The sequence below is a fragment of the Candidatus Igneacidithiobacillus taiwanensis genome (assembly GCF_031962545.1).
In the GTDB taxonomy this organism is placed as follows: Bacteria; Pseudomonadota; Gammaproteobacteria; order Acidithiobacillales; family Acidithiobacillaceae; genus Igneacidithiobacillus; species Igneacidithiobacillus taiwanensis.
In genome coordinates this window covers 1-10,596 of the sequence record NZ_JAVRKK010000080.1, presented here as the reverse complement: position 1 = coordinate 10,596, position 10,596 = coordinate 1, and the positions used below count along the sequence as shown (strand labels likewise).

10 protein-coding genes, 1 tRNA gene and 1 pseudogene are annotated in these 10,596 nt (G+C 62.7%); 6 read left to right on the top strand and 6 right to left on the bottom strand.

What is annotated here, in order from left to right:
- The 3 genes and pseudogenes from RTI30_RS09895 to pssA all read left to right on the top strand — a co-directional run.
- Window positions 1-228: pseudogene (locus RTI30_RS09895) on the top strand (ketol-acid reductoisomerase); the annotation flags it as partial.
- Window positions 229-326: 98 nt separating this feature from the next.
- Window positions 327-983 carry a phosphatidylserine decarboxylase gene (locus tag RTI30_RS09890; RefSeq protein WP_312261156.1) on the top strand — a complete coding sequence of 219 codons (657 nt, stop codon included), beginning with the start codon at window positions 327-329 and terminating at the stop codon, window positions 981-983.
- A complete protein-coding gene (pssA, locus tag RTI30_RS09885; protein ID WP_312261158.1) occupies window positions 980-1,717 on the top strand; it encodes a CDP-diacylglycerol--serine O-phosphatidyltransferase in 738 nt (245 codons plus the stop codon). The genes RTI30_RS09890 and pssA overlap by 4 nt, the downstream gene beginning before the upstream one ends.
- Before the next feature lie 12 nt (window positions 1,718-1,729).
- Here pssA and RTI30_RS09880 read toward each other — a convergent pair whose 3' ends face one another.
- From RTI30_RS09880 to RTI30_RS09860, 5 genes are read right to left on the bottom strand one after another with little or no spacing between them, the layout of a single operon-like run.
- Complete coding sequence (locus RTI30_RS09880) at window positions 1,730-2,383, bottom strand: DUF202 domain-containing protein (protein ID WP_312261160.1); 654 nt, start codon at window positions 2,381-2,383, stop codon at window positions 1,730-1,732.
- Window positions 2,380-3,897: a YifB family Mg chelatase-like AAA ATPase gene (locus RTI30_RS09875; protein WP_312261161.1), complete on the bottom strand. Its 1,518-nt coding sequence runs from the start codon at window positions 3,895-3,897 to the stop codon at window positions 2,380-2,382. The genes RTI30_RS09880 and RTI30_RS09875 overlap by 4 nt, the downstream gene beginning before the upstream one ends.
- Window positions 3,898-3,900: 3 nt before the next feature.
- Window positions 3,901-4,152 (bottom strand): accessory factor UbiK family protein, encoded by a 252-nt coding sequence (locus RTI30_RS09870; RefSeq protein ID WP_312261162.1) that lies wholly within the window; start codon window positions 4,150-4,152, stop codon window positions 3,901-3,903.
- Window positions 4,153-4,164: 12 nt separating this feature from the next.
- Complete coding sequence (locus RTI30_RS09865; RefSeq protein WP_312261163.1) at window positions 4,165-5,352, bottom strand: FAD-dependent monooxygenase; 1,188 nt, start codon at window positions 5,350-5,352, stop codon at window positions 4,165-4,167.
- The gene (locus RTI30_RS09860) at window positions 5,342-6,568 is read right to left on the bottom strand and encodes an FAD-dependent monooxygenase (RefSeq protein WP_312261165.1); all 1,227 of its coding nucleotides are present in this window, start codon (window positions 6,566-6,568) and stop codon (window positions 5,342-5,344) included. The genes RTI30_RS09865 and RTI30_RS09860 overlap by 11 nt, the downstream gene beginning before the upstream one ends.
- A 130-nt stretch (window positions 6,569-6,698) precedes the next feature.
- On the opposite strand from RTI30_RS09860, the gene RTI30_RS09855 reads away from it, so the two are divergent.
- The 3 genes from RTI30_RS09855 to RTI30_RS09845 are packed head-to-tail and all read left to right on the top strand — an operon-like array spanning window position 6,699 to window position 10,384.
- On the top strand, window positions 6,699-7,271 hold the full coding sequence (locus RTI30_RS09855; RefSeq protein WP_312261167.1) for a phosphoribosyltransferase family protein: 573 nt from the start codon (window positions 6,699-6,701) through the stop codon (window positions 7,269-7,271).
- Window positions 7,268-8,902, top strand: coding sequence for an adenylyl-sulfate kinase (gene cysC, locus RTI30_RS09850; RefSeq protein ID WP_312261169.1), 1,635 nt, complete (start codon window positions 7,268-7,270; stop codon window positions 8,900-8,902). Before RTI30_RS09855 ends, cysC begins: the two co-directional genes overlap by 4 nt.
- 3 nt (window positions 8,903-8,905) lie before the next feature.
- Window positions 8,906-10,384, top strand: coding sequence for an NFACT RNA binding domain-containing protein (locus tag RTI30_RS09845; protein ID WP_312261171.1), 1,479 nt, complete (start codon window positions 8,906-8,908; stop codon window positions 10,382-10,384).
- Window positions 10,385-10,404: 20 nt separating this feature from the next.
- Here the strand turns inward: RTI30_RS09845 and RTI30_RS09840 are convergent.
- Window positions 10,405-10,494 (bottom strand) — tRNA-Ser (locus RTI30_RS09840).
- Between the last annotated feature and the right edge of the window lie 102 nt (window positions 10,495-10,596).

Below are 10,596 nucleotides of genomic sequence, written 5' to 3'. Positions count from 1 at the left end.
CGTATCGTCAATGAGCAGACCAAAGAGGAGATGCGGCGCATTCTGCGGGAAATCCAGAATGGTGAATTTGCTCGCGAATTCATCCTCGAGAACCAATCCGGCAAGCCGACCATGCAGGCCAAGCGTCGTCTAGCTGCAGAGCATCCCCTCGAGGTAGTGGGGCAGAAGCTGCGTTCGATGATGACCTGGATCGGTCAAAACCGCATTGTCGATCGTTCGCGCAACTGAGCGATTCTGCTTGGTATGGAGCCGCCCCGGTGGTATCGGGGCGGCATTTTTTGCTCTGGCGGCTTTCCCAGGCGCTGGCGACTTGCTAGGCTTGCCCCATGCCTGATTATCCCTACGCCATTCTTGCCCGCGAAGGCTGGCCTTTCCTGGCACTCTTTGCCGCACTGACGGCACTGAGTGCGTTTTTTGCCCTGTGGTGGTTGGCGCTTCCCTTTTTTCTCTTGCTGCTCTTTAGCCTGCAATTTTTTCGCGATCCCCGGCGGCCCCTGCCCGCAGCCTTGCCCGGTGGGGTGCTCTGCCCGGCAGATGGGCGCGTGATTGCAATCGAGGAGGTCGATGATCCCTTTTTGCATCGTCCCGCGCTGAAGATCAGTATCTTCATGAATGTCTTCGATGTGCACGTCAATCGCTTGCCCGTGGCAGGGGTGGTGCGCGAGCGCTGGTATCTGCCCGGGCGCTTCTTCAACGCCTCCCTCGACAAGGCTTCGGCAGAGAATGAGCGTAACGCCCTGTGGATGCTCACCGAAGATGGGCAGGACGTGACCGTGGTGCAGGTGGCGGGCTTGGTGGCACGGCGTATTCTCTGCTACGTACAGCCCGGAGAGAGCTGTCGGCTTGGGCAGCGTTTCGGCTTCATCCGCTTTGGCTCGCGGGTCGACACCTATCTGCCGCTGTCGGCCACGCCCCTGGTGCATCTGGGGCAGCGCCTGCGATCGGGGGCGGAGTGGATGGCGCAGTTGCAGGTCGACGCGTGAACCAGCAACGCTACCCCCGGCGCGGCGTATATTTGCTGCCCAACCTCTTTACCACTGCCAGTCTCTTCGCCGGCTTCTATTCTATCGTTGCCGGTATCCACGGCCATTTCCGGGTTGCTGCAGTGGTGATCTTCATCGCCATGATTCTCGATGGTCTCGATGGTCGGGTGGCGCGGATGACCGGTACCCAGAGTGCCTTTGGGGCCGAATACGATTCTCTGGCGGATGTGATTGCCTTTGGTATCGCCCCATCTTTACTGGTGTTTTTGTGGGGACTGCAGCATTTTGGCAAATTCGGTTGGCTGGGTGCGTTTGTCTTTACCGCCTGTGGTGCGTTACGCCTGGCGCGTTTCAATAGCCAGGCACACAACACTTCCAAGCGCTATTTTCAGGGGCTACCCATTCCCACGGCGGCTACGGTTTTGGCAAGTTTGGTGTGGTTTTCCCAAACCGAAAAATTTGCCTGGGTTGGCGCGATTGCGCCCTATCTCGCCCTCGGTTTTGTGTATTTGCTGGGTTTACTCATGGTCAGCAATATCCGCTATCGCAGCTTCAAGGACATCGATCTGCACGGACGCATGCCCTTTGCCTTGGCCATCAGTCTGGTCCTGATTGTGGCAGCAGTTGCCGTACACCCACCTTTGGTATTGTTCACCATCTCGGTCGCCTACGTTTTGATTGGTCTGCTCAGTACCCTCTGGCAATTGAGTCAGCGCCGCCGCCGTCGCCGCTAGTCTCTCGCGCCCTCAGGGCGAAACACGGATGATCATGAAGGCGAGCATGGCTGTTGCCGAGAAAAGAATGAGGCCGTACAGGGCATATAGCCATTTGTGCACGTGATATTCGCCGGCATCAACTTTCTTTACCGTGCGTACGAAGTTGATACCGCCGATGATCAGATTGCTGACGCCAAGCACGATAAAGATGATCCCCATACCCGAAAAGCCATCCCCCGTACTCAGCTTGGTGTGCAGCATGACCGACAGCTGTTCGAGAAAAAAGTCGAACTTCTCGATGACGAAACCAAAAGCGATGAGACCGATACCCGTACGCACCCAGGCCAAAAAGGTGCGTTCGGCGGCCATATAAATACGAGGGTCGATGATTTCTTTGGCAGGCACGGTAATTCCTTTAGCAATGTGATGCAGGTCGGCAAAAAACCAAAAGCCGACGACGAAGATGAGGACAATGGGTGGCCAGATGAGTAAGCGGTGCAACTCTTCAAATAGATGCGCGAAGTGCTGCTCACCAATAGCCAAGAAGATGACTTGTAACCGAAACGCGATCAGGCCCGTACCGATAGTGAAAAAGAGCAGCTTGAAATAGCCCAAATAGGTACGCTCGAGGGCCATATACAGTCGCGGCTCCTGCGCCGTTGGTAAATGCCGGAGGAGGATCATGCGGCGCTACTAGCCAGAGTGTGGGCAAGACGACGATACTGCAGGGCTTCGGCTAAGTGTTCCTGCTGAATCGTCTCGCTTTCCGCGAGATCGGCAATACTGCGGGCGACACGCAGGATGCGATGGTAGGCGCGGGCAGAAAAATGCAGTCGCTCGGCAGCGAGGCGGAGAAACCTGGCGCTGCTCTCGTCGAGGGCACAAAAACGGTCCAGGGCTTCGCCCTCGAGTTGTGCGTTATTGCAGCCTTGGCGCTGCCATTGCCGGGTGGCGGCCGCACCGATACGTGCCCGCCAGTAGGCGCTGTTCTCGCCCCGCGGCGCATTCTGCAGGTATTCCGGCGCCAGCACTGGCACCTCGATTTGCAGATCGATACGGTCGAGGAGGGGACCGGAAAGGCGGCTGCGATATTGGTTGATTTGTGCCGGCGTGCAGCGACAGGCCTGTAGCGGATTGCCGAGGTGACCGCAGGGGCAGGGATTCATGGCGGCAATCAGTTGAAAACGCGCAGGAAAGCGGGCGCGCTGCCGCGCGCGCGCAACATGAATCTCGCCGGATTCCAGCGGTTCCCGCAATACCTCGAGCACCGAGCGCGGAAATTCCGGGAGTTCGTCGAGAAAGAGCACTCCGCGGTGGGCGAGGCTGATTTCCCCCGGACGCGGTTGCGAACCTCCCCCCACCAAGGCGGCAGCGGAGACACTGTGATGCGGGCTCCGATACGGTCGCTGCCGCCAACGCTGCGGGTCAAAAAGCCCATGCAAGCTGTAGATGGAAGCGACTTCGAGGGCTTCCTCATGCCGCAAGGGGGGCAGTAGGCCGGGCAGGCGGGCGGCGAGCATACTCTTGCCGGTTCCGGGCGGCCCGGAAAAAAGCAGATGATGGCCACCGGCAGCGGCAATGATCAGGGTCCGCTTGGCCTGCTCCTGGCCGCGGACATCGGCCAAATCCGGACCCGGCAAGGGCAGGTCGCCGGTTTCGTTGAGGGGTGCCAAGGCCGGGAGGCTCTCCTCGCCGCGCAAGGCAGCCACCAATTGCGCCAAGCTCTCGGCGGGTAGTAGGCGACAGCGCCCGGCCAGTTGTGCCTCGCTGGCGGCTACCATGGGCAGGGCAAGCGCATGGTCGACCTCTGCCGCCGCCAGGGCGCAAGCGAGCACACCGGGAACTTGCCGCAGACTGCCATCGAGGGCCAGCTCACCGATGCATTCCAGTCTATCGAGGACGGTGACCGGCAATTGCCCGCTGGCACCGAGGATGCCGAGGGCAATGGGGAGGTCGAAGCGCCCTCCCTCCTTGGGGAGATCTGCGGGCGCGAGATTGACGACGATGCGCCGTGCCGGGAACTCGAAGCCGCTGTTCTGGATGGCTGCTCGCACCCGGTCGCGAGACTCGCGCACGGCTGCCTCGGGCAGGCCGACGATGGCAAAGGTCGGCAAACCGGGGCCGAGATCGCATTCTACCAACACCTCCGCCGCACGAATGCCGACGGGGGCGCGACTGCGCACCAGAGCTAGGGCCATGCTTTAGCCTTGCGAAGTTTGATCCTTGCCCGCCAACTCTTCGAGACGCGCCTCCAAGGCCGCCACCCGTGCGGCAAGGCGGGTGTTGAGCTCTTGTTGAATTTCGAACTCCTCGCGGGTGACGAGGTCGAGGCGATCCAGGGCGTTGGCGATCACCGTCTTCAGTTGTTTGTCCAGATCTTCTTTGACCGACCCAAAACGGGCCAAGGCATCACCAACGGCAGCAGCGATATCGTCGACAATACGGTGTTGCATCCTAACTCTCCTCTACAGGCCCATGGCTTGACGAATGAAAAAACGTTTCAGAGGGGGCGTCATGCTCGTGCCCCAGAGTCCCAGATCGCGTAGCCGCGCCAGCAGGGGGCTGCGATTGGAGAAAAGGTGGTTGAGGCCGCCGCAGGTGGCGACGGTGAGGAGGTTGTCGGGGCGGCGCTCCCGCTGATAGGCAAGCAGCACTTGGCGTTGGCCAAAATCTTGCCGGGTGCGCAGTGCCGCAAGGATCACGTTGCTGAGGCTGACGACGTCGCGAAAACCGAGGTTGACGCCGAGTCCCGCCAAAGGATGGACGCCATGGGCGCTATCACCAAGGAGCACGACGCGCTCCTGCACGTAGCGGTTCACATGCAGGGCAGAAAGCGGATACTTGCCGCGCGGGCCGATACCACGCAGAACCCCCAGCTGCGGCCCGAAAGCAAGCTGGAGTCGGTGCAGAAATTGCTCATTGTCGAGGGCGAAGAGTTGCCGCGCCATGAGCGTACGCGCGCTCCAGACCAGGCTCGCCTGCGGGCGACCCTCCGCATCGTTGGCGAAGGGGAGAAGCGCGATGGGCCCGGTGGGCAGGAAGCGCTGGTAGGCGATTCCGCCGTGCGGCCGTTCGACCTGTACCGTGGCGACGATGGCCTCCTGCTGGTAGTCCTCACGCAGGATGCTGCTCTGGATGAGCTGCTGGCGCAGCGACGACTGGCGCCCCTCGGCAATGGCGAGGAGACGGCCGCGGTAGCGGTTTTCTTGGGCGTCGGCGAGCTCGATGGCGTCTTGGTCGAGGTAGCGGGATTGCCACTGGCAGTCGAACAGTAAGGTACCGCCGGCGGCACCAAAGGCGGTGCGCAGCTCTTGCTCGAGGCGCTGGTTTTCACAAATGTGACCAAGCAACGGAGCATCCACATCGGCAGCGTCGAGTTGGATGCTGCCAGCGTTTTCGGCATCCCAAACTCGCATCCCCACCACCGCTGTGCCGAGACTGGCAACGTCGACGCCTTGTTCGGCGAGGAAGGCGCCGGCGCCGGCATTGACGAGACTGCTGCGTTGCAGAGGGTCGGCGGCGGCGCAAAGGCTCTCGCTGCGCCGTTCGGCAATGGCAACCCGCAGCCCTGCCCGCTGCAGAGCGAGGCCAAGGGCGGCGCCGACCATGCCGGCGCCGGAAATCAGTACGTCGTAGTCTTGCTCAGCGCGCATGATGGGCAAGCTCCAGATCGGGAATACGGCTGTTGAAGGGAAGATCGATGCCAGCCAAGCGCGCCGCCAAACGCCGCTTGAGCAGGGGGCTGCTCTCCACGGCCTGTAGGGCGAGATCTCGTCCCAGGCGCCAGGGGAGCGGGGGCAGGGCAAAGAGGCGATTCATTCCTTCGGTAAAGGCGATGATCTCCAAGCGATCCTGACGGCGAATGCGTTGGAAGTCCTGCAGCAATGCTGCCGCACCCGGATCGCTTGCCTGCCCGGCCGCCTCACGCAGCAGCGCTGCCAGGGTAACCGCATCGCGCAGGCCGAGGTTGTAGCCCTGCCCGGCCAGGGGATGTAGGGTTTGCGCGGCATTGCCGAGGGGCACGATGCGGCTATTTGGCGGCGCAGAGAATTGCTGAAAATGCAGGGGGTAGAAGCCGCGTCCCTCTACCTCGCGTAACGGCGTAAGCCCAGGCGGTAGCTGGGTGTTGAGTTGACGCAAGAATTCGCTGTCGGAAGCGTTCAACAGCCGACTCGCAGCACTAGGGAGCAGGCTCCAGACGAGGGAGAAGCGGCCGTCGGCTCGGGGCAGTAAGGCAAGCGGCCCACTTTCGAGGAAGTGTTCGTAAGCGATCCCAGCAGTGCTGCCGGGAACTCCCACCCGTGCCGTGCAGGCGTAGCGGTTATGATCCCAGCCGCGGCGCTGCAAGGCGAGCATGCGCTGCAGTCGGCCGTGGCCGCCGTCTGCCAAGATGAGCAGCTTGGCCTCGATCTGGCGGTCGTCTCCCCAGTCCAGTCGCACGCGGTCGGGGTACCAGGTAAAGCTTTCCACTGGCCCCCAGGGCAGGCGCCGAAACTGTTCCGACTCCGGTGGCAGGCGGGTTTGCAAGCCCTGGCGTAGGGCATCTAGGACAACGACTTCCCCTACGACCCCCTCGGGGGCCGCCAACAACTCGTGAGAGAGCTGCACCCGCGCCAAACCGCGAGCTTGGGAGATCTGCACTTGGCGAATGGGCCCGCGGGCGTCGGCCGGTAAGCAGACATCGAAAGCACGCAGCAGGCGCAGGGAGGCGAGGGCGAGAGCGACGGTGCGTTCCTCCTCGCCGGAGCTCTTTTCTCGTCCGGGCGGGGTGCTATCGACGACGCAAATCCGCAGCGGCGTCGCGGCCAGAGCCAAGACCAGACTATGGGCAATGGGGCCGTCACCGAGAATAAGCAAATCGCAATCCATAGGCCATACTCTAGGGGTTCCGGGTCGGGGCAGCAAGCCGAGGAGCGCGTTTTGCCCCGGATCTTCTTGGGGCCCGGCGCGCGTCATGGCACACTGTGCCCATTCGTTGCGGTTGCCAGAGCCAAACAAGATGCAGAAATCTCCCTCCCCTAGCAGTTTTCCCTTGCGTATTGGCGCGGTAGAGCGCGATCTCCCGCTGTTTGCGGTGCGTCCCGATCTCGCCATTGCCGTGCTCAACATTCTTGGCGATACGGAGCTTTGTGAGGCCGCCGCCGATGCTCTGGCCAAATCCCTGGCGGGCTACGATTTCGTGGCCCTGGTGACGGCGGAGGCGAAGAGCATTCCCCTCGCCTACGCCCTTTCGTTACGGGTGCGCAAACCCTATGTCGTGCTGCGCAAAAACTACAAATCTTACATGGGGGAGGCGTTGCAGGCCGTGACTCTCTCCATTACCACCGGCAAAGAGCAGACCCTCTACCTCGACGCCAAAGATCGGCACCTGCTGCAAGGTCGACAGGTGGTTATCGTCGATGACGTCATCAGCACCGGTTCGACCCTGGAGGCAATGCGCAGCCTGATGCAAGAAGCGCAGGCAGGGATTGCTGCGGTGGCGACGATTTGCACCGAGGGCACGCCGCCAAGCTTGGCCGAACCGCTTCTCTCCCTGGCGCATTTGCCCCTGTTTCCGCTGGGGCAAGCATGAGCACGGCAACGGTCGTACACGTACTAACACCGCGGCAGCGCTGCGATCTCGAGCTCCTGCTCAACGGTGCCTTCGCGCCCCTCGAGGGCTTTATGGATGAGGCGACCTGGGACGCGGTGCTCACGCGTATGCGCTTGCCCGATGGACGCCTGTGGCCGATCCCTATCACCCTCGAGCTGGGGCAGGCAGTGCCGGTAGGGTCGGAATTACGACTCGATCGCGAAGATGGCACCCCTTTGGCGCGGATGCAGGTGACTGCCTGCTATCGGCCCGATCGCCGCCGCGAGGCGCTGTTGGTGTATGGCAGCGATGATCCACGGCATCCCGGGGTGGCGCAGATTCTCGCCCTGCCCGAGTGGAATGTGGCGGGCCCGCTGCAACCTTGGGATGATGGGGTGCTGCGGCGGGCGGCGGCAGTGGAGTTTCCGCCCGAATATCGTCACCCGGCGGAGTTGCAAGCCCTGGGGGCCGGGCGCCCTCTGCTCGCCTTCCAGACGCGCAATCCCCTCCACCACGCGCATATTGCCATTACCCAGGCGGCGCTGGCGGAACTTGGCGCCGAGGCTCGTCTGCTTTTGCATCCTGCCATCGGGCCGACCAAGCCCGGCGATGTGGATGCTGCCTCGCGCATGCGCGCCTACCGGGCCGTCCTGCCCCATTACCAGCCTGGGCAGGTGATCCTTTCGCCGCTGCCGTTGGCGATGCGCATGGCAGGGCCGCGGGAGGCGCTCTGGCACGCTCTCATCCGCCGTAATCATGGCGCCACGCACTTCGTCGTCGGCCGTGCCCATGCCGATCCTGGCCACCCGGAGCGCGCTAGTTGGTACCCGCCCTTCGCGGCCCAGGAACTGCTTACCGAGCACGCTGCCGAGTTGGGAATCCAGCCGGTATTGCTGCCGGAGTATGCCTACTCGTCGAAGCGCCGTGCCTATGTGCCACGGGCCGAGGCCAATGGCGAGCGGCTGGCGGAACTCTCGGGTACGGAACTGCGCCGTCGCTTGGCCGCCAATGAGGAGATTCCAGAGTGGTTTTCGCCGCCGGAGGTGATACATATTCTCCGTCAGGCCTACCGAGGTGCCGATCGCCGCGGTTTGGTGCTGTGGTTTACGGGCCTATCGGCAAGCGGTAAGAGTACCCTGGCCGGGATGCTGGCGCGACGGCTGGAGAGTCACGATGCCCGCGCCGTGACCATGCTCGACGGCGATGTGGTACGCCGGTTTCTTTCCAAGGGCCTGGGATTCAGTCGCGAAGACCGCGACGAAAACATTCGCCGCATTGGCTTTGTGGCGAGTCTGGTGGCGCGCCATGGGGGTATTGCCCTGGTTGCCGCCATTTCTCCCTATCGTAGCGCGCGCGCCGAGGCGAGGCGCTTGGTGGAGGACGCCGGTGGACTGTTCATCGAGGTCCATGTTGCCACGCCTTTGGCGGTCTGTGCCCAACGCGATCCGAAAGGGCTCTACGCCCAAGCTCTATCCGGGCAGCTTGCGCATTTTACCGGCGTTAGCGATCCCTACGAGGAGCCAGAACACCCGGAATTGCGTTTGGACACGAGCCTGGTTTCGGACAGCGAGGCCCTCGCCACCCTCTGGCGCTATTTAACGGAAGCGGGCGTTTTGCGTGCGGAGCCCTGACGCGTGGACACCCTGCACTTGCTGGCGGCGACGCGCTGCCTGCGTGAGGAATTCGTTGGACGGCGCTTGCAGGGGGTTGTGGTCGAGCAAGGCGTCGCCCGACTACATTTTGGACGTCATTACCTAGTTCTTGCCTACCGCCATCCGTCCCTGGGCTTGTTTTGGGAAGAAGCCCCAAAATCGGTACCAAAGCCGACGGGACCCGCCGCCGTTCTAGGTCAGAAGCTCGCGGGCTGCCGCCTCGAATCCCTGGAGATGCCGGTTGCCGATCGCATCCTGCGCCTGGTCTTTGTGCAAGAAGACTGGATTCGCGCCGAGCGTAGCTGGACCCTGATGGCCGAATGCTTTGGTGGCAAAGGCGCTCTTGTGCTACTGGACGGCGAGGAGCGTATCCATTGGGCCTCGCGCTGGGATGATCTGGAAGTCGCCGATGCGCGTATTTTGCCGCACGCCCATTACCGACCGCCCGCCAAGGCGCGGAACTGGACAACCCTGAGCGATGTGGCCGAGCTCCTGCATCCGCGTCGGCGCGCAGCACTTACCCCGGAACTGCGCCTGGCAGTGCAAACTCTGCTCGCATCCGCGGGCTGCCCCGACTTCTTCGCCAATGCCGCAGGCGATTTCTACCCCTTGGCACTGGTCCCAGAAGCAAGGCCGATGGCCGCACGCCCGGCTTTGGCATGGTCGACGACCCCACCCGCGCCGCCCCGCGAGGAACGTAGTGCCGGGTCGCAGCTTCGGCAGCGACTGCAGCGGCGTCGAGAAGCTCTGCAAACCGATCTGCAACGTTGGCTGGCAACCGCGGGGGAGGGGCAGCGCCAAGCCGAGGCCCTCTTTGCCGTCCCCGATCGGCTCGCTACCGGCGAGCCGCTAACTTTGCCGGAGTATCGGGCGGATGGGGTTGGGGAAATCCGTGTCGAGGTGCCCGCGGGTAAACGCCTCCATGCCTATGCCGAGGAGCTCATGCGTCGGGCGCAACGCAGCAAACGGGCCCAGCAGCGCATTGCCGAGGAGTTGCGCGCCGTCGATGCCGAGGAGCAGGCGCTGCTCGCTGGCACGATTCCGGTGCTTGCCAAGCCGCCTGCGGCAAAGACAAGTAAGGTCGCGCACCAACCAGCCATTGGGCAACGGGAAATCGAGGGTTTTCTGGTGCTCTGGGGTAAGAATGCCCGCGCCAATGAGCAGCTCAGCTTTCGCATGGGTAAGCCGCAGGATATCTGGCTACACGTGCAGGATGTGCAGGGCAGCCACGTACTCATTCGCCGGGATAGCGCGCAGACGCCCGTGCCTGCCGCAGTCTTGCAGGCAGCGGCGGAAATCGCTCTCCAGGAAAGCCAATCCCAGGCCTTGTCGGCCGAGGTAGACTGGACCGAACTACGCAACGTGAGCCGGCATCCCCAGGGTGGGCCGGGGCGCGTCGTCTACCGCCGTTTTCAGACCTTGCGCGTGCGCCGCCCGGGCAGCGGGCGCGTCCAGCCCTGAGGGGACGCTAGCAAAACGATTGGCGGTGGGTCAGGGATTCGAACCCTGGAAGAGGTTGCCCCCTTGCTAGTTTTCAAGACTAGTGCCTTCAACCGCTCGGCCAACCCACCGTATGGGCGCAGTGTACGAAAAATCCCGACGGCAGGGAACGCATCGGAGCATACAGTAACTCTTGGTTGCGTTCCGCGCTCAGTCCTCCCCCTGATCGCTGG